Raw genomic sequence first — 23,051 nt, 5'->3', positions numbered from 1 at the left:
GCGCTCAATATTAAATTCGAGATATGTATATGGCCGGCTCAATGAGCTGGGGCTCTCTATGGTCAACTGGCCAGGATGGGGACGAAGAGCCCCATTTATTGCCGCAGTGCTTGCTGCTGCAGCGATGTTTTGGGCCGTCATTAGCATTCCAATGGAATTGCCACTGCAAGCGTTATTTTCGACGATTATTTTCTCAACGGCACTTTATTTACGTCGTTATACAGGCACCTTGGTGTCTTTGATTATGGTGATGTTTTCTGTCACTGCAACCAGTCGTTATATTTATTGGCGTATCAATTACACGATTGATACTGCAAATTTTTTAGATTTATTCTTCGCACTTGTACTGCTTTTGGCAGAAATATATGCATGGTTAGTATTGCTACTGGGATATGTGCAAACTGCATGGCCACTCAAACGCAAGCCTGTATTGATGCCGCCGGACATGTCGACATGGCCAACCGTTGATCTCTTTATTCCAACCTACAACGAAGATTTAAGCGTTGTTAAGCCAACTGTCATGGCGGCGATAGGGATCGATTGGCCACGTGACAAACTCAATATCATTATATTGGATGATGGCAGGCGGCCTGAGTTTGCTGAGTTTGCAAAAAGTATCGGCGTACAGTGTTTTACACGGACTGATAATAAACACGCGAAAGCCGGTAACATCAACGCCGCTTTAAAACGTACGAATGGTGAATTTGTCGCTATTTTTGATTGCGATCACATGCCGACTCGTTCGTTTTTACAATACACAATGGGATGGTTTTTGGTCGATCCTAAATTGTCGATGGTACAGACGCCCCACCATTTTTTGTCACCAGATCCATTCGAACGTAACTTACAGACTTTCCGTAATGTGCCAAACGAGGGTGAACTTTTCTATGGTTTGATTCAGGATGGTAATGACCTGTGGAACGCCACTTTTTTTTGCGGTTCATGCGCAGTGTTGCGCCGTACTTGTCTCGATCAAATTGATGGTATTGCAGTTGAAACTGTGACCGAAGATGCGCATACAGCATTGAAAATGCAAAGACTGGGTTACAACACTGCTTATCTCTCTCTGCCACAAGCGGCCGGTTTAGCGACGGAAAGTCTCTCTGCCCACGTCGGACAACGGATCCGTTGGGCGCGGGGTATGGCGCAGATTTTTCGTGTCGATAATCCTTTGTTGGGCAAAGGGCTCAATTTTGGACAGCGACTTTGTTATATTAATGCGATGTTGCACTTTTTTTATGGCCTACCTCGCATGGTCTTTTTGCTGGCGCCTATTTCGTACTTATTTTTTGAAGTGCATATTATCAAGGCATCTGCATTATCGATCGCTGCTTACTCGTTACCCCATTTGCTTCACGCCAACTTAACCAACTCTCGTATTCAAGGTGCGCATCGCCATTCATTCTGGGCTGAGGTCTACGAAGCGACGCTTGCTTGGTATATTTTCCGACCTACGCTCGTGGCGTTGATTAATCCAAAAGCGGGTACGTTCAACGTGACTGCAAAAGGTGGTCTCGTTCAGGAAGAACACTTTGACTGGACTATTTCTAAGCCTTATTTGGTTATGTTGGCTTTAAATATTGTTGGCTTTTTGATCGGTATCGGACGTGCGCTGTGGTGGAATACCTTTGAGCTTGATACCGTCATTTTGAATATGTTGTGGACGATCTATAACCTGGTCATTCTAGGGGCGACGCTTGCGGTCGCAACGGAATCAAAGCAGGTTCGCCGTACACATAGAGTCCGAGCGCTGCTCAATGCGACTTTACGTCTACCAAACGGTCACTCTATTGTGTGCCAGACCGAAGATTTTTCTATGGGTGGGATGTCGTTGAAGGTACCTGATGGTTTTACGGTACAAAATGGGGAATTGCTCTCGGTTTCGTTATACGGGACGAACGGTGAATCTTTATTCCCATCAAAAGTCGTTTTCGCTAAGAAAAATGTCATCAGCGTGCAGTTTTTGGAGTTAAGTTTACAGCAACAAAAAGATTTAATTAGTTGTACTGTGGGGCGCGCAGACGTTTGGCTTAACTGGTCGGAAAGTCGGGATATTGATCATCCGTTGAATGGATTGAAAGAAATTGCATTTCATAGCCTACAAGGTTTCGTCAGGTTTGGCGATGGACTAAGGCAATACTGGGGTAAGAAGTCTTAGCATATGAACACTCTTATTGAAACTGACATCGTGAAAAAAAATAAAATGAAGTTAACTTTAAAACGTGTAGCAAAAAGCACACTCGCTTTGGCACTTTTGGCTGGGCTGTCAGTGGCCGGCAATGATCAGGTTTATGCCAAATCAAAGCAAAGTAAGTCAAGTCATAAAGAAGTCGTTGATAAAAATGCCGATAGCGATGCTGTCGCATCGTCTGCCACTGCCACTGCCAGTCCAACGACAGCCGTAGCTGCAAGCCAAAAGGTCTACAAAATCAGCTTAAAGCAAATGGGGCAGGATTCCAGCGTGGAGTTGCGAGGGATTGAAGGTGAACGTAGTTTTCCATTTACGGTTCGCAGCGATGAAGTGATTACTTCTGCTAAGGTTAAATACGGCATTTCTTATTCACCAGCGCTCTTGCCTGAACTCTCGCATATCAAAGTATTAGTTAATAACGAGCTTGTCAGTGTCGTGCCGTTGCCTAAAGAAACGTCGAAGGGGATTGTCCGTGAAGATTCGATTGACCCCCGTTTTTTTGCTGATTTTAATCAACTAAAATTTAAGCTCATTGGCCACTATACGCACGAATGTGAAGATCCTTATCACTCTAGTTTATGGGCGCACCTAAGTAACACCAGTTACTTGGAATTGACAGTAAGTTCATTAGATCTGGCGAACGATCTGGCTTTGTTACCTGGACCGTTCTTTGATCGTCGCGATTCAAAATTATTAGAGCTGCCTTTTGTGTTGCCGCAACAAGCATCACTGGATATGTTGCGCAATGCCGGCACAGTTGCGTCATGGTTTGGACATCTGGCATCCTACCGTGGTGCGAATTTCCCTGTGGAGACCGGTGGTCTGCCTAAAGGCCATGCGATTGTATTTGCCACCAGCAAAGAGGCGCCTGCAGGTATCCAGATACCAGTCATCAATGGTCCGACTTTGATGGTTGTTCCAAATCCAGCGAACCCAAAATACAAGCTCTTGCTTGTCTTAGGCCGTGATAACCCAGAACTTAAAATTGCGGCTCAAGCATTAACCTTGGGGCAGTCTGTTTTGTCCGGTCCGAGTGCATTGATCAAAGACTTTAAAGAGCCGGATCTGCGCAATGCCTACGATGCGCCAAATTGGTTGCCAACTAATCGTCCAGTTAAATTTGGTGAAATATTGCGTCAAGATCTGCTCCAGGTCAGCGGCTTAAATCCGGATGCAATTCGCCTTAATATGCGTGTTCCGCCAGACTTATTTACTTGGCAGCGTGATGGCGTCCCTATCGATTTGCGTTATCGTTTTACGCCGCGTCCAACGCTCGATAAATCAACCCTGAATGTAGGTATCAACGGTGGTTTTGTACGTTCTTTGTCATTATCTGGGGCTGAAACAGAAAAAGGCAAAATCAAAGAATCTGTGATGTTATTCTTCAAAGAAGGGCATCGTTTTGCACAAGAAGAAATTCAGGTACCGTTATTCCGAATTGGTGCTGAGAATCAACTGCAGTTTCAGTTCTATTATGACTACCCAAAATTTGGTGAGTGTAAGGATGTCTATCTGGACAATGTGCGTTCAGCGGTTGATCCTGATTCAAACATCGATTTTTCGCAAATGCCGCATTATGCTAGCTACCCTAACTTAGCCTACATTGCGAATGCTGGGTTTCCTTTCACGAAATATGCGGATTTGTCACAATCAGCTGTCGTAATGCCTGATCGTCCGACAAACGAAGAAGTGCAAGTGTTTTTTAATCTGATGGGACGGATGGGGGAGTCCACTGGGTATCCAGTGATAAACAACTCGGTGATTCGTTCTAACGATGTTGACAAACACAGCGATAAAGACTTCTTGGTTATCTCGACCAATGGTGATCAGCCTTTGTTGAAACAGTGGGGCAAGTACATGCCGTTGACCATGGATGAAACTGGCAATCATTTGCAAATTCCGCGTGGATTTTTGCGGGTACTTTACAGATGGGCTGGTAAAGATCTTGACGAAACAGAGCGTCATTCAGGCGAAATTCTGGCAAAAACAGGAAATGCTTTTGGTGCGATGATGCAATTTGAATCACCGCTGTCGGCAGGACATTCGGTTGTTGTTGTGACTGCTGGCAATGCAGAGAGTTTGCTTGATGTTACAAATGGACTTAATAATGCAGAGCTTCGTAGTAAGTTTCAGGGTGATCTGGTGTTGATCAAAGGCGATAAAGTTGTCGACGCTTTAATTGGTGATACTTACTATTCTGGTCACTTACCATTGTGGACTTGGATCAAATGGAGCTTATCCACACGACCATTTATGTTGATCTTTTTCCTCATGATTGCTGCTTTGATTGCTGCGACGATGCTGTTCCGTTTCCTGAGAGCGAAAGCTGCCAAGCGTTTGCATGTCGGTGATGACAACGAATAACATCCATAAAGCAAACCCATTTAAGATGGTGATGGGTTAGTTCAAAAATCAGACCGCTTAAATGCGGTCTGATTGGTTAAAATACTTAGAAACCTTCAAACTAAATTGAACTCGATCTGAAGGTTGTGCTTTCATGTAATAAATTAGGTTTCTAATAGGGGATATGAATGGTTTTCAAAAGAAGAGCGATGGTACTGGTACTTTTGTCAATATACATTGAGTCTGGTGCGGCTTTTGCAAACTCCCCCCTGCAACAAAAATTACTTGAACAAGCGCAGTTTTGGGAGCAGCGTGGTCGCGACGATAATGCGACTGATGCTTGGAGTAAATTGCTCAAGCTTGATCCTGATAATACCGATGCCCTCGTTGCGTTAGGAATGCACGAAGCCCGCAACGGTCATGCCGAGCAAGCCAGAATTTATCTTAATAGACTGAAAGAGCTAAAAGCGAGCCCAGCACAAATCCGCCCAGTAGATGAAGCCATTCGGCGCGGACCTGTGAATGCGAATAGTCAGCTGAGCGATGCGCGTAAGTTGGCGCAACAGGGTGATGTTGAAGCTGCTGCGGACAGCTACCGTTTACTCGGTGACCCAGGGCGCTTAAGAGGTGATGCTGCACTTGAGTATTATCAGGTGCTCGCAGGCACTAAGAGTGGTTACAACGAAGCCAGACAAGGGCTAGCGAAACTGGCAAAAGAAAATCCTGGCAACTTGAAGTACTCGCTCGCCTATGCGCAGGCGCTGACCTATCGTGACATAAGTCGCCATGAAGGTCTAGCCTTGCTCGAAAATCTCAGCAATAAGCCAGAAGTTGCTCGTCCGGCAAATGAAGCGTGGCGTCAAGCTTTAACGTGGATGGGCGCAGAGCAGAGCAATAGCAAATACTACCGTGCTTATCTTGAAAGACATCCAGACGATAAATCGATTCAGGATAAACTGAGCAACGTAGGAAAGACCGTTAAGGCTGAGGTGCCAGAGCCACGCCGCGTGCCGAGTAAGCCGCATGTCGAGACAGCATTTGTTAGTGGACAATCAAAAGGTTTTGCCGCTCTTGATGCCAACGACATCCCTACAGCGGAAAAAGAATTTCAGACTTTACTCAAGTCCCATCCCAAAGATCCTGTCGGCTACGGCGGCATGGGGCTGGTCAAGATGCGTCAGGAAGAGTTCATTGAGTCACGTAAGTATCTTGAGAAAGCAGTCAAGTTATCTTCTGCTAAAGGCAAGTCGAATTGGACGCAGGCCTACGATGGTGCCAATTACTGGGCAATCGTCGAAGAGGCACGTACTGCATTTGAAGATGATGACAGTCCAAAAGGTATTGCCTTACTGAAGAAAGCGATTGCTCTCAACGGTAAAGAACATTCCGGTATTCTGCAACTGGCAGATGCGCTCAAAGCCGATAATGACATGGTAGGTGCGGAGGCAAATTACAAGCGCGTGTTCAATGAAGACAAAGCCGATATGCGTGCGTTGGATGGCTTGGTTGGTATTTACGACACGCAAAAGCGTCTCGGTGATCTGGAGGCATTATCGCCGTATATGTTGCCACGACAGCTCGCCATTCTCGATAATCTCAAGTCATCCCAACTGTCCGAGAAAGCCAAGCAGCTTGAGGCGGCAGGTGATATCAATGGTGCTCAACGCGCCCTAGAAGACGCGATTCTGATTAAGTCCGATGATCCATGGTTGCGTCTGGCTTTGGCGAAAATTTATCTGAAACGGAATATGCCAGGACAGGCGCAAGCCTTACTTGATGCGTTGACCAATGTCGAAAAACCAGAGGCGGAGGCATTGTATGTCAGTGCATTGCTGAGTCAGCTGCAGCAGTTGTGGTGGGAAGGAATGATTACCTTAGAGCGCATCCCGCCCAATGCCCGCAGGGCAGAAATGTTCACGTTGCAAAAACGCTTATGGATACGAGTCCAGCTTGATCGGATTGATGTGTTGAACAAACACGGCAATACCGAACAAGTGAGACAAATTCTGGTGGCCATTGATGCTGCTGCCGGCAAAGATCCTGAGTTCATCGGTACTGTGGCCGCTTTATACATCAAGCTGGGTGATACCGAGCATGGCTATGCATTGATCCGACAGGCAGTACAGGACAGCCCTAAGCCTTCGGCTAGTCTATTGCTGGAGTATGCGACGACGCTCATGCAAGTGAATCAGGAAGCCGAGCTCGAGGCCGTTATGCGTAAGGTCGCGGCCATGCCGAACCTCAGTGAAGACGAAGTGACCTCGTTCAAGCAATTGCAGAAAGCACTTGCTATGCGCTACTCAGAGCGTGCACGCGAAGCTGGCGATTATGCTGCAGCTTACGCTTATATCCAACCGATGCTTATTGCGACACCAGATGATAATTTACTGGTGCTGAACCTGGCACGAATTTATTCTTCGTCTGGGGATATCGATTCGGCGACCGAGTTATACACAAAAGTGTTAAAAACTGAGCCGGATAATCCTGAGGTATTACAAGGTCTGGTATTCGCAGCAATTCAAGTGAAAGACTTTAAAGGTGCTGAAGAGAATCTGGATAAACTCATGCGCTTGCAGCCTGATAATCCACGTTTTGTTGCTTTGGCTGGCAATGTCGCCAGAGCACAAGGACAAAATAGTAAAGCGCTGGGTTACTTTAAGAAATCGCTGGCGATGGAGCAAGCACAGCGACCACTGTCTTCTGTCACAGCGAACACTGGTGCGGGTGGGCTACGCCTTGTTGATCCTGCGCCAACTGTGTTGAACGTCGGTAATTTTAAAGTGAATCCATTTGCGGATCGTAAAACTAATTCTTCCTTGGATAAGCCTGCGGCGGGCCCAGTCTTGCGTGAAGTGCCGCAATTATCACCGCAATATCAGGTGCCAGCACAAAGTACAGTCAAGGTAGCTCTGCCCACAACGATGTCAGCCTCAGGTCAGATACCCACGGCAACTACTTTCACAAGCGCAGTGACTGGGAGTGCTGCTACCTCAGGAAGCGTGTCTCCCGTAATGACGAATGCCACCGTTCCCGTGTTAAGGAGTGTTCCAAGCTTACCTGCTACGACAGGAACTGTTCCTGCACTGAAATCAAATTCTGGTGCCGCCGTGATCTTGGCGCCTGGCGGTGGGCTTGCCGCTACTAGTCCAGTTGTACAAAACGCTACGCAGTCGTCTGCTTCTTCTGTCGTCAATAGCAGTAGACTTTCAACTACGTCGTCGAAATCTTCCTCACAAGTCTCGAATGTGAGTCCTCAAGAAGAGGCCTTAATGAAAGAAATCGACTCACTCAATGAACTCAATCGTTCTGAAGTGACCGTCGAATTCACATCCAGAGCGCGCAGCGGACAGAGTGGACTGTCACAGTTAAAGGATACCGAAGTACCTATTGAGGGCCATCTTTCTACCTTGGGCTTGGGACAATTCGGTTTGAAAATTATTCCAGTTGTGCTTGATCCAGGTAACTTGAATTTAAATGACCCTAATTCAGGCGGATTGTTTGGTAAAAATGTGATCCTTAGTCAGCAGGCACAATTTGCTAGCGTTCCTTTTACGACCATTGCACAGCAACAAGGTTTGTCTAATGTGGCCTCCATCGATCAGTTGAAGAAAGGCGTTGCGCTGAGTCTCAGCTACGAATTATCTGGTTTTAAATTAGATATTGGTTCCAGTCCGATTGGCTTTACGTTGAGGAATGTGGTGGGCGGATTGCGCTGGAGTGGTCAGGTCGATGACGTGAGTCTGACAGCAGAGCTTTCACGACGTTCGGTGACGGACAGTTATTTGTCCTACGCAGGGGCGCGGGATAGTGTCTATGGACTGACTTGGGGCGGCGTGACCAAAAATGGTCTTCATCTTGATGCGGGATACAACATAGATGATGGCGGCGTTTATGGCGGTGTGGGATATGCCGAGCTACTGGGAACTAACGTCGTCACCAACTCCATGATCGATGTGGGTGGTGGGGCTTACTGGCGTGCTTACAAAACGAAGAATTCTAATTTGACCATCGGTGTCAATGTGACGACGATGTTCTACAAAAAGAATCTGCAAAACTTTACTTATGGGAACGGTGGCTACTTCAGTCCGCAGTCCTACTATGCATTCAATCTGCCAGTAGAGTTTAGTGGGCGCAGTGGCAAGTTGTCCTATCAGTTAGGCGCAGCGGTCGGTGTTCAGTCCTTCAAAGTCGATTCCGCACCGTATTACCCGTTAGTCAGTGCTGATCAGACCGCATTGGAATTGTTTGCTGCGGCCAACCCGAAGTTGAATATCGCGACCACCTATCCAGGCCAATCACATACCGGCGTGCAGTACAAACTGGCTGGTGCGGCTGAATATCTGCTTGCCCCGCATTTTGCTTTCGGTGGGCGTTTATCGGTCGATAATTCTGGTGATTTTACTGATGCCTCAGCCTTAGTGTATTTGCGTTATACGTTTGAACCAAAACGTGGACCAGTGTCATTTCCACCAGTGGCACCGAAGCCGTATTACTTAGGGAATTAATGAGTATGTGTCAATTTTCTGTGCGTTTTACACTACTACTCTTGTTATCAGCTATCTCGACGTCGAGTGTTTCTGCGGATCTGCAAACCGAAGGGCGCTTGCAACTGTCGCAAGGCGATAATCTTGAAGCAAGTAAAAAATTTGCCGAGGCTGCGAAGGTAAATCCTTTTGATCCCTCTGCGTTAAACAACCAAGCGGTAGCCGTTGCTGCCCAAGGGGACTACGAGAAGGCCTTAAATTTGCTGGAGCGTGCGGTCCGACTTGGCCCAGGACGTGCTGACATTGTTGCCAATTTGCAAGAATTGCGTCGTTGGGTTGGACGAAATGCACCACAAATTCAACTGGCAGAAAAAAGTAATCCGGTGATGAACGTCTACCCAGACGGAGACGTCCCCCCTGAACCGCCGCCACTTTGGAAAAAATAAGTAAGATTTATGATGTTTATGCTTGCTAATTGCAAAATTTTGATGCAATATCATTACGTGACTTTTCACGCTTTATCAGAATTTAATACAGACAATTAAGCTTGGCACCTAATTTCATGAAAATGACTCACTTCTTTTTCTTTTTTTACTTTAGCTATTCCCAGCCTCAGGCGGTCGGAAGAAGGTAAGCGCGCAAAGAAAAAGAGCCCAACCAGAATTCGTAAAAACCGCCAGATGTGGCGGTTTTTTTTTGGTCCGAGATTGTTAGCATCTGATACTCGCTTATATTGACTCACTAGCATTAACTTATTTGCATTAACTTACCAGTATTGACTTATTTGTATCGAATTATTTAGGAGAGAACATGCAGCGCACCGATGATTTACGTATTCGCGAAATGAAGGAACTGGTTCCACCCTCACATTTGATTCGTGAGTTTTCCTGTTCAGAAAAAGCTTCTGAAACAGCGGCCAATGCCCGCACTGCCTTGCATCGCATTTTGCACGGACAAGATGATCGTCTGATGGTGGTGATTGGACCTTGTTCCATTCACGATACCAAAGCTGCCATGGAATATGCGCGCAAACTGGCAGAACAACGCCATCGCTTTGCCGGCGAACTCGAAATTATCATGCGCGTCTACTTTGAAAAACCACGTACCACCGTCGGTTGGAAAGGATTGATCAACGATCCCTATATGGATAATAGTTTCCGTATCAATGATGGCTTGCGGATTGCCCGTGAGTTACTCTTGAATATTAATGAACTTGGCTTGCCTGCCGGAACAGAATACCTCGATGTCATTAGTCCACAATACATTGCGGATCTGATTAGCTGGGGCGCAATTGGTGCGCGGACGACAGAATCTCAGGTTCATCGCGAACTGGCTTCTGGTTTATCCTGCCCGGTTGGTTTTAAAAATGGCACGGATGGCAATGTCAAAATTGCCGTTGACGCGATTAAAGCATCGTCGCAACCGCATCATTTCTTATCTGTCACTAAAGGCGGTCACTCAGCGATTGTCTCAACGAATGGCAATGAAGACTGCCATATCATCTTGCGTGGCGGTAAAGCACCGAACTACGATGCGGCGAGTGTTGACGCAGCATGTAAGGATATTGCCAATGCTGGTCTCGCAGCGCGTCTAATGATTGATGCATCGCATGCCAATAGCTCCAAAAATCCGGCAAATCAAATTCCGGTCTGTGCTGATATTGGTAACCAGATCGCTGCAGGTGACACGCGTATTGTTGGCGTCATGATTGAGTCTCATCTAGTTGCTGGCCGTCAGGATCTGGTGCCTGGTAAAGAGCTTGTTTATGGTCAGTCTGTCACCGACGGTTGTATTGACTGGGATTCCAGCGTTACAGTGTTGGAAGGCTTGGCTAACGCAGTTAAACAGCGTCGTTTGTTGAAGTCGGCTCAATAAGCCTGCAAGCATTTGCGACGAGTTCATGTGCTGCTATACCCTGATCAAAATCGTTTGGTCAGGGTCATTTGATCGCCTTCACGGCGCATCTCCATCCGGTTTAAAAATGACATGCCGAGCAGTGGAATACTTAATCCCGTATCAATCACCAAGGCATCAACCTGATAAAGGGTGATCTCACCGATCTTGATGCTATCGAGCTTCACAGCGTAGGCAGTAACGTCGCCCCCAGCGGTATTGACTTTGCCTCGGGCGCCTTTGGTGTAGGTGATGCCTAGCCTCACGGCGTCGGAGGCGGGTAGGGTGACCAAGCTAGCACCAGTATCGACCATCATTTTGATACCAACACCATTGATACTAGCGTTAGCAATGAAATGGCCTCGTTCACCGGCCTGCAAAACAACAGAGTGACTGCTGCCTACGTTCACATGCTGGACTGCCTCGCCCATTTTTAACGTGTACTGTTTCTTATTGACGGAAATTGTTGCTGTTTCTCCGTCAGCCGCTACTAGCTTGGTGTCCTTACTCAGCATGCTACCAACGGTGTAAGCCTTGGCTGGTGCACCATCGACGACCAAGATCGCTTTACCCGGAAATAAACCAACGACATCCACATCTGTTGCACCTACTTGCCCAGTCGTCAGCATGAGCAACACTAACATCAGAGACTTCATAGCATGTCCTCAGGACAAAAGGTGACGAGAGAATAGATTAAAAGGTGGCAACGTATGCAGGCTGAGGATTAGAGCTGTTACGCTGAACTTCTGCAATCCTCATACCAACATTTGACGCGGGTTAATCGCGGAAATTATTAAATTCCAGCGGCAAATCCTTGATCTCTTTACGTAATAACGCCATTGCTCCTTGCAAATCGTCGCGCTTTGCACCTTGCACCCGCACTGCATCACCCTGAATGCTGGCCTGGACTTTCATTTTGCTCTCTTTAATCACTTTAACGATTTTTTTAGCATCTTCAGTCTCAATGCCATTTTTGACTTTGATCACTTGCTTGATTTTGTCGCCACCGATTTTTTCTACTTTGCCCAAATCCAAGAAACGGATATCGACTTTACGTTTTCCCAGTGTCTGATTCATTTCAATAATGATCTGGTCTAAGTGAAACTCAGAATCAGCAAAAACGACGATCTCGCGCTCTTTGTCTTTGAGTTCAATTTTTGCGCTGGTGCCTTTGAGGTCGAAGCGATTGGTGATGATTTTATTAGATTGCGCTACCGCATTCTTGACTTCTTCCATGTTTGCTTCAGAGACGGTATCAAATGAGGGCATAGTACTTCCTAGGTGAAAAAATAAACATAGCGCATTTTATCAAATGCGGGACGATCACAAAGCCTAGCAGCTATAATTTACGTTATATGAGCAAACTTAATACCCTTTCCCACGATGTTTCCCTGCAAAAGCTCAATACTTTTGGTATCGCTGCACAGGCAAAGCTGTTTTTACCCATTATTGACTTAGCGCAACTGAGTGCTCTTCGTGACGATGTATCGTTACGCCAGATGCCGCGATTGATTCTCGGTGGCGGCAGCAACCTGGTATTGTCAGACCGTGTGGATGCTTTAGTGTTACACATGTGCTTACATGGCCGGCAATTAACCGCTGAAGATGATGATTTTTATTATGTGACTGCAGCCGCAGGTGAAAACTGGCACGCGTTTGTCCAATGGACACTAAGTCAAGGATGGCCTGGGTTAGAAAATTTATCACTGATTCCTGGTACAGTCGGCGCAGCACCGATCCAAAACATTGGTGCCTACGGGGTTGAAATTCAAGACGTCTTTCATGAGTTACAAGCCTTTGATTTCGAGACCGGAGAAGTGGTCGTGATGAATAAAAAGGCCTGTGCATTTGCCTACCGCGATAGTATCTTTAAGCAGCAGTTACGTGATCGTATGGTGATTCTGAATGTCTCCTTCGCGCTACCTAAATGCTGGATGCCGAAACTGGCTTATGCTGATGTTGACAAATGGCTTCTGCAGGCTAATATTGAAAAACCTGATGCCAGTGATGTAAGTAGGGCAATCATTGCTATTCGCCAAGCAAAATTGCCAGATCCACAAGTCATTGGTAATGCTGGCAGTTTTTTTAAAAATCCGGTGGTGTCGGCGACTATCCGTCATGCACTTTTAGGGAACCACCCGACACTGGTCAGTTATCTTCAACCATCGGGTGATTACAAGCTTGCTGCCGGTTGGTTAATTGAACAGGCTGGTTGGAAAGGGCGTAACCTTGGTGCTGCTGGGGTATATGAAAAACAGGCACTCGTGCTCGTTAATCGTGGTCATGCAACCGGTGCTGACGTACGTGCCTTGGCCGATCAAATTCGCGCGGATGTATTTAAACAATTTGCAGTGGAGTTGGACATTGAGCCCAATTTCTATTGAGTATAGATGGTAGTCACTAAGACGAATTCTAGACTGGATTTTGTCAGTAATAGACCTTGCTTGTGAACTAATGTCAAAAAGATTATTTATGCTGGATCTGATGAGATAATGACAGCTAGGCTTAGTTCTCTCTCTGCAGACTTAGGCATTATCAGGCATTATTAAATACGATAAAACATTAATAATGTATTAAGTCTTCGATTTTTGCGTAAAATGTTTACTGGATCGATATCTAGCTTTTTCGCATGAATCATCTATTGAAATTTGGTTTGAACGTTCATCATTTACCGTGATACACGAAAAAAGAAAATTACGTGATTCGTTGTTGATCAGTATCAGTGATCTGCGCGTCGGTATGTTTATTGCCGAGCTGGACCGACCTTGGGAAAAAACACCTTTCATGCTACAGGGTTTTTTACTGACTGAATTGCTCGACTGTCAGACGTTGCAAGGTATGGTGCGCGAATTAACAATTGATCCGAGTCGCAGCGACCCCGCTTCACTATTGCATTTGCCTTGGGACAGTTTTCATGTACCTTTGGCAGAAAAAGAAGGAACCGTTGTACAAGATGCGACGGTGAGAGTGACTTATACCGCGCCACCATCTGATGTTGACTTTCAAGATGGATTGCCAGGTGCCGTAGCATCGCTCAAACAAATGTGGCAAGCGGTTCGTGGCTCATCGGATGAAGCCAGAGCGACTAAAAAAGTATTTGAAGAAACGCCTGTTGAGAAAGAGTACACGTCGCAGCCTGCGCCGTTTTACTTGCGTTACGCTAGCGCAAATAGCTCCCCTGTGTCTACTAACAAGGCCGAACGCAGTACGCAGTTAGTGCCGCCGTCAACCGCCTCGTTCAGTCAGTTAATTGAAGGCCTGTACCCGCGTGATGTTGCCTATGCCCCATTAAGTCTGGTTGAGCGTATTCAGGGAATGATCATTAAATGGCGATCGGTTAAGCCCTATCAACGCTCTTCGTTGCAGCGGAAACAGTTTGGCGCAAGGAAAAAACATCCTGAATATATTCCAGCAACGCTGAATCTGGTTGTCTACAAAGACCGCTCACCGATGCGGGAAGAGATTAAGCACGCCACGGTTGCTTTTACTCGGACCCAGGAATTTTTAGAAAAAATGTCGCAAGACATTGGTGAAGGCAAAGAGCTCGAATTAGAGCAGGTTCGTCCGGCGGTTCAGCTCCTGACTGAAAGCGTTATCGCGAATCCGGCTGCGCTTATGTGGTTAGTGCGCATGCAAACTGAGGACAGTCAGACTTATGCCCATGGTCTTAAGGTTGCGGTATATCTGATGGCGTTAGGACGTCACCTTGGTTTTGCGCGGCAACAGCTCAATGATTTAGGCATGATTGGTTTGTTGATGGACGTCGGTAAGCTGAGTTTGCCAGACGAAATTCTCAAAAAACCTGCCAAGCTCAATGAAGATGAGCACCAGGTCATGACGCAGCATGTCGGCACGAGCCTCGATAAGTTGCAGCAAAATGGTCCACTTTCTCAAAGTGTTTTTCTCGGCATTAGCCAACATCATGAGCGCCTAGATGGTACCGGTTATCCGTCGGGATTGAAGTCGGCGGAGATCAGTATTTATGGTCGTATGGCAGCGATTGTGGATAGTTTTGCAGCGATGACATCAACCCGTTGTTACGATTCGACTCGTTCTGCGTTTGATGCAATGAAAGAGCTGTTTAAATTGGCGGGGAATAAGCTGCATGCGCCACTGGTTGAAGAGTTCGTGCAGGCGATTGGTATTTTTCCGATTGGCAGTCTTATTGAGCTTTCCACCGGTGAAGCTGCGATTGTGCTTGAGCACAATAAATTACGTCGTCTTGAACCGCAGATTCTGGTGCTGACTAACGCAGAAAAAGAACGACTAGAGCAGCCTTGGGTTTTTAATCTCATGATTCAGGAACGACAGAATGGTGAAGTACCGATACGCATTTTGCGTGGCTTGCCAGATGGTGCTTACGGCATTGATGGCAGAAGTTTTTATCAGGTAAAAACATGACATCTCACTCTGTTTCGTCGCCCTTATTGCAAGAGCCAGTGCGTATTACGTCGTGTGCTGAATTTTCTTTGCGCTTGGACAAAGCAATTGCGGATGCGACAACGAGTCAGATTCTTGGTCTCGGTGTGATTAACTTGCAGCGTAGTGATCGTATTGCATCGTTGCTATCCCCAGCGCATGCAAAACATTTGGAAGATCATATCTGGTTGTGTCTCAAGCCGATTTTACGTTCGCAGGATCAACTTATCTTAGTTGGTCCAAACGAGTGCTGGCTGATGATGCCTGGCTTGGCGGCACCAGCGCTGGCAATTTTGGCAGTACATCGAATTTTGGCCGCGCTAGAAGCGCCTTTGTCTGTTGACGATACCAGCGTTTATTTTAGTCCATGCATCGGTATTGTTTGTACACCGATGCATGGGCTAAACGCGTTGACGATGCTACGCTTAGCTGACAATGCACAAAAAAAAGCGCTCCAGGAACATCAGAAATTTTCCTTTTTGAGTGGCGAAATCAACACGAACTTACTACCGGAAAACCTGCCGAAATTAGTTGCCGAGGTTATTGATGCCAATGCACTTAACGTCGTCTATCAGCCCAAAGTAAGTCTGGCGACGATGCGTGTAGAATCGGTTGAAGCCTTGGTTCGCTGGCCATCAGATCACAAGGAATACATCCCAGTCAATGTGCTCATTGACACGGTGGAGCGCTGCGGATTGGTTGAGGCATTGACGTTGCAAGTGTTGAGCACTGTTCTGCGTGAGTCCTCTCACTGGAACGATCTTGGCATTGATTTACTCGTCTGGGTGAATCTTTCTGCTGGGCTCTTGTCGCAGCCACACCTAGTCGCGACGTTGGCACACAAAATCGATCTGTGGATGAGTGCGCCCTCGAAGATTGGTTTGGAAATTACTGAAAGCGCATTAATACAGGATGTCGCGCAAACGACAGAAGTATTGTTTGAATTGAAAAAATTAGGCTTTCATTTATCCATCGACGATTTTGGTACAGGCTATTCTTCGTTCGCCTATCTGCGGCGCTTTCCAATTGATGAACTGAAAATCGATAAAATGTTCGTCCAGGGGATGATTGAATCGATTCAGGATCGACAGATCGTCAAAAGCATCATTGATCTGGCACACAATTTTGGTTTGCCAGTGGTTGCGGAAGGGGTTGAAGAGGAGGCGACGCTGAACGCGCTGGCGGCACTGGGCTGCGAGCAAATTCAGGGATTCTATTTTGCCAAACCGATGCCTGCCGATGAAATGATCGCCTGGTGTCATGCGTTTCATCAACGACATCATTCTGACTGAGAGCCCTATTGATTCAGGAAATAAAAAAAGGTGTCCCGATTCTTATCTGGACACCTTTTTTGTTGGGATGAAAGACTTTTTAGTTCTGAATCAACTTCAGGATTGATTTCAGCCTTTGGTTTTCGCCTCCATGGTTTCCCATTTATCTAAAGCTTCCAGCAACTGCTCATCAATCTCTGCAAACCGGACATTGAGTTTGTTAGCGGCATCTGGACCGTTTTTGTATAAATCCGCGTCAGCTAACTGTGCTGTAATCTGCTTTTGTTCAGCTTCTAATTGCGCGATCAGTTTTGGCAATTCTTCTAGCTCACGTTGTTCTTTGTAGCTGAGTTTTTTTGCCTTTGTTGCTGGCGCTAAAGAAGCTGCTGAACTCGCATTCGCGGCAGTGGACTTGGTCTCTGATTTTGCGGTCGCTTTTGTCGATGCGACAGTATTTCGATAGCGTTCCCAGTCGCTGTATCCACCGATAAATTCGCGCCATTGTCCTTCGCCTTCAGCAACAATAACTTGTGTAACGACGTTGTCGAGGAAAGTCCGGTCATGACTGACTAAAAATACCGTACCGGTATATTCTTCCAGCAATTCTTCCAGCAATTCCAGCGTGTCGATATCCAGATCATTCGTCGGTTCATCAAGAACCAGAACGTTGGCTGGCTTAGCAAACAAACGGGCTAACAGTAAGCGGTTACGTTCGCCACCAGATAAGGATTTGACCGGTGAGCGCGCGCGTTCTGGTGCAAACAGGAAGTCGCCTAAATAAGACATCACGTGTTTTCGTTGACCATTGACTTCAACCCAGTCACTACCCGGTGCGATTGTTTCAGCGAGGCTGGCATCTTCATTGAGTTGCGCACGCATCTGATCAAAGTAGGCGATTTGTAATTTGCTACCTTGTTTGATCATCCCGTTGTCTGGCTGATCTTCACCAAGAATCATTTTTAACAGTGTCGTTTTACCTGCACCGTTCTGACCGATGAGACCCACTTTATCACCACGCATAATGATGCTGGAAAAGTCCCGTACAATGATTTTTTCGCCAAAACTTTTGCTGACATTGTCCAACTCAGCAACGATTTTCCCTGAGCGCTCGCCTGATGTAACGTCCAGTTTGACTTGACCTTGCTGGTCGCGGCGCGCGCTGCGTTGCAGACGTAATTGTTCTAGACGTTTAACGCGTCCTTCATCACGCACGCGACGTGCTTTGACGCCTTTGCGAATCCAGACTTCTTCTTGTGCTAAGAATTTGTCAAACTTGGCATTTTCGACTTCTTCGATTTCCAGTTGTTCTTCTTTGCGCGTCTGGTACGTCGTGAAGTTACCCGGGAAAGAGGTCAGCTTACCGCGATCCAATTCGATGATGCGTGTGGCGACATTGTCAAGGAAACTACGATCATGGGTGATGAACAGCACGCTACCTTTGAAATCTTTCAATAAGCCTTCTAGCCATTGGATCGATGAAAAATCCAGATGGTTGGTTGGTTCATCAAGCAGCAATACATCGGGTCCACTGACCAGCGCGCAGGCTAAAGCAACACGTTTCTTCATACCGCCAGACAGGGTACCCATGACCGCATCTTTGGCGAGATTGAGTTTGTCGAGTGTTGTTTCAACTTTATTATTCAGACTCCAGGCATCTGCGGCATCGAGCTTGACCTGAATGTCGTGCATACGCTCCATCAGTGCATCATCATTGTCGCCGCCAAACTGACCAGTCAGACTTTCGTATTCCTGCAGCAAGGCCGGCAGCTCGCCCAGACCGGATGCAACTGCGTCAAAGACGGAGATCTCTTGAGAGAACTGCGGCTCCTGTTCAACATAGGCAATCTTGATGCCTTGTTGCATAACGAGCAATCCATCGTCAATTTTGGACGTGCGCGCAATGATTTTCAGTAAAGAGGACTTACCTGTGCCGTTACGGCCGATCAGACCGACGCGCTCGCCGGCTTCAATAGAAAACTCTGCATGATCGAGCAGGGCAACGTGACCAAATGCCAATTGGGCATCGCTTAGTGAGATAACTGCCATAAATACCTGTGATGTCAGCGGCGTCAAGAGCCGGACTAAATGAGAGAAAAGTCGTATTGTACGCGAGACAGGCGTGCATTCCACATATGACGAAGGGGCGAGCGCAGATAAAGCTGAAATGTACGTCTTGAGGTGGTGAAATATTGTTCAAAAATCCGAGATGTAGCGCAGGATGATTGCTATCACATTAACTTATTTAAGCCTTTTTTCTATCCCGCTACTGGTGCCATCTTTTTCCATGGTTTTCAGAATTTGATTCCATTTATCAATTTTTTCTTGTGCCATTGTTAAATTGCATGCCAGATACATATCAACCTGATTGAAATTGAAGAGGGGAACGATCATCTTCGTCAAACCTTGTTGTTTCAGGATATGCATACCCAGCAGTTCACCGCTTGCCCAGAAATCAAATCGGCCTACAAGTAATTTGCGTGGATTGTCGGTATCTGTATTCGCTAAATCTGTTTCAAATCCCTTGAGTGAAAAAAACTCGGCGATGGCATCATTTCTATAGCTACCAATGACGTAAGTGCGCAAATCCTCTAGCACCTTGGGATGGCGCGTATCATCAGCACGCCCAAAGATCGTCCAGTTGTTGTGAACTAATGGGTCAACCCACTTGTAGAGTGTTTCTCGGCCAGGTGTTCGGGAAGTGGAAAATACACAAGTTTCTGGATTGTTTTGCGCCATTTGGACTGCCCGCGACCACGGGTAAGCGACTAGCGTGTATTTCTCGTCGGCGCGTCGCATTAATTCCTGGATTTTTTCTGTAGATATACCAGTAATTTCAGCGGTTTTTGGATTAACAAAGTTGAATGGCGGGTAATCTTCTGTCACTAGATTGACAGCCCCAACGACACAGTAATAGGCCGATAGCAGATAAAAAATTAATGTCGTTGATAAGATGTGGCGTAACAATTTCATAGGACCTCTGAACGAATAATGGCAGCCGAGAATAAAACTGTTTCTGAGGCAATATTGATCTGCAGAAGGTGTCTTTTTTGCGGTGTCGCTAGTCCGGATGATATTAATATTGCTCTGAAGATATATCCATCAAATGCCGACGTGACGATGGCGTATCTCCATCATGGTTTATTTCAGCATAGGACATGTATTTTTTTTAGCAATATCCTGCGCGGATATTTATAGATCATATTTTTTCTGTGCCCTCAGAATGCGTAGTCAATTGCTTGGTATGAATGACGTTGGTCGGCTCTTCGACTTATCAGGCATTGAGCCTTCAATGAGCCTTCAATTGATTGTTCTGCTGCGCTCAGGTAAGATGGCGGGCTTATTGAGCAGCTGTTAAGTTTGTTCATGCCGTGTCTCGCCGTAGTTCAATGGATAGAACGTATGCCTCCTAAGCGACTTGGGAGGGTGCCAAACCAAAGCTAAGTTGTTGATTTGTATGGAAAGCAGGCTCTGCTAATCCCTCGAAATCCACCTTGATCCAAGGTAGTCTTGGAACAATTTTGGCACACGAAGATGGAAAAGTAAGGGCCAGAAACGACAACAGGTAGCACGTGGCTACCTGTTTTTTTATGTGGCGTCAATCGGTGGTGTCCCCACCAGGAATCGAACCTGGATCTGATTCTTAGGAGGAACCTGTTCTATCCATTGAACTACAGGGACACACGATCAGCCTCACACTATAGCATTGGTGCGAGTCTTTAGACAAGAAGCGATATACAAGATGGTCAGTCAACAACTTATTGATTATTTGAGAGAAAAGACCAAAGGCAAGTTGTTGATGTCGCCGGAACAACTGTCTGAAGAAATTGGTATTCCACCAAAGCAGCAATCAAAGTTGCGAAAAGAAAACCGTTTTCCAATCCCCTTCAAGAACATTGGACGACTCGTTTACTACTCAATCTATGACGTGGCCAACTTCCTTTTGAATGGTGAAACCACACCAACTAAAGAAGTTCCAGAAGAAGCGCCAGCACCACAGATCACCGTCAAGAAGAAGCCAACCAAGTCCACAGCACCAGTTCAGGACTTGTCACATATTTTCATGCTCAGAGCATTTGCCAAGTCTTTGGAAGAACGTGCAACTGCTATGCTGAACTTGGCAGAGAATTTGAACAACTATGCCAATAAGAAAGAAATGTCTGATCGTTTTGAAACGAAATTTCCATCAAAAAACGAATCAATCCAAAAGAATGATGGAAAAATTTAACCGATCTTAAGAGAAGCCTAAAAAAATGGAATTTAGAATTTTAGACACATTTGCTGGAGCTGGAGGATTTAGCCTGGGCTTTCAACTGGCAGGTGCAAAATTAGTTGGTGCTATTGAAAGAGACAGTTGGGCGACTGACACATTTAAGTTTAATCACCCTGATGCTGAAGTATTGAAAGCTGACATAACCGATCTCTCAGATCAGGAAATATTAGACCGATTTTCCCCGCTTAAACCAACAGTAATTCTTGGTGGTCCGCCATGTCAAGGATTTTCCATTTGCAATAAAAACAGTGGAGATCCCAAAGATCCTCGAAATTCTCTATTTGAGGAATTTATTAGAGTAGGCAGATTGCTAAAGCCGGAAGTTATGATCATGGAAAACGTTCCAAATCTGATCAAGGCGCGAACTGCTGAAAAAAAATTAGTTGTGGATATTATCGTATCTGAACTCGAAAGCCTTGGATACCATGCAAAATATAAAATCCTAGAAGCTACAGATTACGGAGTTCCGCAAATTAGGCGGCGACTTGTAGTGATCGCTACAAGGGTAAAAATTGATGATCCATTTCCTCAAAAGACACACTCGGTGATTAGAAATAATGACCTCTTTGAAAATCAACTCCTTGCGTGCCCGACACTTTGGGATGCAATTTCTGATATGCCAGATATTGAAGCGCGAGAAGGCGGGGAAGAAATGGAATACATCTCCGATCCAAAAAATGATTACCAAAGAAATTTGAGAATAGATTCAAAATCAGTCTACAACCATAAGGCGATGAACCATTCAAAGCGTCTTGTAGAACGATTTTCCTCAATGGCGTGGGGAGATTCAACATCAGATGTACCGGATCACCTTAAACCATTAAAACGAAATAGCACAGAAATATCTGAGAAAATCTATGACCAGAATAATCGTAGAATGCACCCCGATAAACCTTGCCATACTATCGCTGCTTCATTTTACGCAAACTTTGTTCATCCGTATAAAAATCGGAATTTCACCGCTCGTGAGGGAGCAAGAATTCAATCTTTTCCCGATTGGTATGTATTCAAAGGAAAGCCAACAGTTGTTAGCCACAAACTACTTAACCGTGAAGGCCGTACTGAAGACACTCACTTATGTCAATACAACCAAATTGGTAATGCAGTCCCGCCGCTAATGGCGAAAGCAATTGCACAGCACCTCATATCAATTCTCGGAGATTAGCATGTTCGTTCACGGCAATAATTTAGAACAAAAAGAGACTCATCAAACAAAATATAACGATAAAGAGTCGAAACAATTTCTATCTGAAATTCGCGCAAAGTATGACCAATGGAAATCTGCGAATGAAGCTCTTAAGGGACCAACGAAAGAAATTGCAGAAAATGACCAAGAAACTCTCATAGAGAGAGTACGACTCTTAAATGAATATAAAGACTTCCTAGATCAGCAACACTATGCTGAAAAATTTGACTCACGATCAAACTTGCATTCTTCCGTTCTAGAAGAGTTTATGTTCTATCTTTTTAGGGATCTGGTATTCAGCATATCCGAAACGGCTCTCATTGGTAAATCACATTCATTTAAAGATTTATTCTTCAGAGCCACTTCATACAGCGCGATGGTAAAGTCACCAAATGCTCTAATTGAAAAGAAAGATCATGACTTTGCAATTGGAGCAAGTGTCAGAGCAACTATGCAATGCCAAGGCCAAGAAGAAGCAGAAATTCATGATTGGGATATTCCTGCTGTTGCGATTGAGTGCAAAACGTATCTAGATAAAACTATGCTGCAAGATGTATCAACCGCAGCAGATCAATTAAAGCAAAAAAATCCTAATGCGGTTTATATAGTTGTTGCAGAATGGTTAAAGCTAACTGAATCAGTAAATTTGAAAAAGTATAAAATAGATCAAATCTATGTTCTGAGGAAGCAAAAGAATACAGACCGAGAGTTTAGATATAGCCCAGATTATGTAAAGAATCCGATATATCCTGATGTATTAGAGCATTGCTTTAACTATGTCAGAGTGTTCTTAACAGCGGACTGGGAAGGCGGGATTGCACATGGACTTGAAAACGGTTATTTGATATGAAAAAAGCCAGTCATTAAGTGAACTGACCCCATTTAGTTGGACAGTTTAATTGCTATGCTACTAAGGGCTGATTTCTGTATTGCACAGGACTCAGCCCTTTTAATTTCATTTTGATGCGGTCATGATTATAGTATCGAATATAGG

At 45.6% G+C, this 23,051-nt stretch carries 16 protein-coding genes and 1 tRNA gene; 11 read left to right on the top strand and 6 right to left on the bottom strand.

The genetic code is table 11. The annotated features are described in order from the left end of the window. Positions 1-58 precede the first annotated feature (58 nt). From bcsA to aroG, 5 genes are all read left to right on the top strand, one after another. On the top strand, positions 59-2,158 hold the full coding sequence (gene bcsA, locus ACO0KV_RS14585; RefSeq protein WP_423043299.1) for a UDP-forming cellulose synthase catalytic subunit: 2,100 nt from the start codon (positions 59-61) through the stop codon (positions 2,156-2,158). A 3-nt stretch (positions 2,159-2,161) separates the two neighbouring features. Continuing rightward, entirely contained in the window at positions 2,162-4,555 is a 2,394-nt protein-coding gene (gene bcsB, locus ACO0KV_RS14580; RefSeq protein ID WP_423043297.1) for a cellulose biosynthesis cyclic di-GMP-binding regulatory protein BcsB, read from the top strand. Between the two features lie 188 nt (positions 4,556-4,743). Further along, positions 4,744-9,039: a cellulose synthase subunit BcsC-related outer membrane protein gene (locus ACO0KV_RS14575; protein ID WP_423043295.1), complete on the top strand. Its 4,296-nt coding sequence runs from the start codon at positions 4,744-4,746 to the stop codon at positions 9,037-9,039. A gap of 5 nt (positions 9,040-9,044) precedes the next feature. Then, a complete protein-coding gene (locus tag ACO0KV_RS14570) occupies positions 9,045-9,464 on the top strand; it encodes a tetratricopeptide repeat protein (RefSeq protein WP_423043293.1) in 420 nt (139 codons plus the stop codon). Positions 9,465-9,828: 364 nt separating this feature from the next. Continuing rightward, complete coding sequence (aroG, locus tag ACO0KV_RS14565; protein ID WP_423043291.1) at positions 9,829-10,893, top strand: 3-deoxy-7-phosphoheptulonate synthase AroG; 1,065 nt, start codon at positions 9,829-9,831, stop codon at positions 10,891-10,893. A 44-nt stretch (positions 10,894-10,937) separates the two neighbouring features. On the opposite strand, the gene ACO0KV_RS14560 is transcribed toward aroG, so the two are convergent. Both ACO0KV_RS14560 and ACO0KV_RS14555 read right to left on the bottom strand, forming a co-directional pair. Continuing rightward, on the bottom strand, positions 10,938-11,567 hold the full coding sequence (locus ACO0KV_RS14560; RefSeq protein WP_423043289.1) for a retropepsin-like aspartic protease family protein: 630 nt from the start codon (positions 11,565-11,567) through the stop codon (positions 10,938-10,940). Positions 11,568-11,688: 121 nt separating this feature from the next. Further along, positions 11,689-12,180 carry a YajQ family cyclic di-GMP-binding protein gene (locus ACO0KV_RS14555; protein ID WP_423043288.1) on the bottom strand — a complete coding sequence of 164 codons (492 nt, stop codon included), beginning with the start codon at positions 12,178-12,180 and terminating at the stop codon, positions 11,689-11,691. An 86-nt stretch (positions 12,181-12,266) separates the two neighbouring features. Between ACO0KV_RS14555 and murB the strand changes: the two genes are divergently transcribed. The 3 genes from murB to ACO0KV_RS14540 all read left to right on the top strand — a co-directional run bounded on the left by murB (position 12,267) and on the right by ACO0KV_RS14540 (position 16,622). Further along, a complete protein-coding gene (gene murB / locus ACO0KV_RS14550) occupies positions 12,267-13,295 on the top strand; it encodes a UDP-N-acetylmuramate dehydrogenase (protein WP_423043286.1) in 1,029 nt (342 codons plus the stop codon). A gap of 289 nt (positions 13,296-13,584) precedes the next feature. Continuing rightward, positions 13,585-15,312, top strand: coding sequence for an HD-GYP domain-containing protein (locus ACO0KV_RS14545; RefSeq protein ID WP_423043284.1), 1,728 nt, complete (start codon positions 13,585-13,587; stop codon positions 15,310-15,312). After that, complete coding sequence (locus ACO0KV_RS14540; RefSeq protein ID WP_423043282.1) at positions 15,309-16,622, top strand: putative bifunctional diguanylate cyclase/phosphodiesterase; 1,314 nt, start codon at positions 15,309-15,311, stop codon at positions 16,620-16,622. Before ACO0KV_RS14545 ends, ACO0KV_RS14540 begins: the two co-directional genes overlap by 4 nt. A gap of 108 nt (positions 16,623-16,730) precedes the next feature. On the opposite strand, the gene ACO0KV_RS14535 is transcribed toward ACO0KV_RS14540, so the two are convergent. The 3 genes from ACO0KV_RS14535 to ACO0KV_RS14525 form a co-directional block, all read right to left on the bottom strand. Then, positions 16,731-18,647, bottom strand: coding sequence for an ATP-binding cassette domain-containing protein (locus ACO0KV_RS14535; protein WP_423043280.1), 1,917 nt, complete (start codon positions 18,645-18,647; stop codon positions 16,731-16,733). 192 nt (positions 18,648-18,839) lie between these two features. Next, on the bottom strand, positions 18,840-19,571 hold the full coding sequence (locus ACO0KV_RS14530; RefSeq protein ID WP_423043278.1) for a substrate-binding periplasmic protein: 732 nt from the start codon (positions 19,569-19,571) through the stop codon (positions 18,840-18,842). A gap of 633 nt (positions 19,572-20,204) precedes the next feature. Next, positions 20,205-20,279, bottom strand: a tRNA-Arg gene (locus ACO0KV_RS14525). Positions 20,280-20,340: 61 nt separating this feature from the next. Here ACO0KV_RS14525 and ACO0KV_RS14520 point away from each other — a divergent pair. Genes ACO0KV_RS14520 through ACO0KV_RS14510 form a run of 3 tightly spaced genes read left to right on the top strand, consistent with a single transcriptional unit; the run spans position 20,341 to position 22,907 of the window. Next, positions 20,341-20,826 (top strand): hypothetical protein, encoded by a 486-nt coding sequence (locus ACO0KV_RS14520; RefSeq protein ID WP_423043276.1) that lies wholly within the window; start codon positions 20,341-20,343, stop codon positions 20,824-20,826. Between the two features lie 25 nt (positions 20,827-20,851). Continuing rightward, on the top strand, positions 20,852-22,036 hold the full coding sequence (locus ACO0KV_RS14515; protein WP_423043274.1) for a DNA cytosine methyltransferase: 1,185 nt from the start codon (positions 20,852-20,854) through the stop codon (positions 22,034-22,036). 1 nt (position 22,037) lies between these two features. Further along, on the top strand, positions 22,038-22,907 hold the full coding sequence (locus ACO0KV_RS14510) for a Bpu10I family restriction endonuclease (protein WP_423043272.1): 870 nt from the start codon (positions 22,038-22,040) through the stop codon (positions 22,905-22,907). A gap of 52 nt (positions 22,908-22,959) precedes the next feature. On the opposite strand, the gene ACO0KV_RS14505 is transcribed toward ACO0KV_RS14510, so the two are convergent. Next, positions 22,960-23,051 (bottom strand): IS3 family transposase (locus ACO0KV_RS14505; protein ID WP_423042293.1); only part of this gene is annotated, 92 nt, incomplete at its 5' end.

Source organism: Undibacterium sp. RuRC25W (genome assembly GCF_049339825.1).
Classification (GTDB): Bacteria; Pseudomonadota; Gammaproteobacteria; order Burkholderiales; family Burkholderiaceae_D; genus Undibacterium.
Note: the sequence above shows the minus strand (reverse complement) of the source record. Positions and strands in the feature narration are given on the sequence as shown.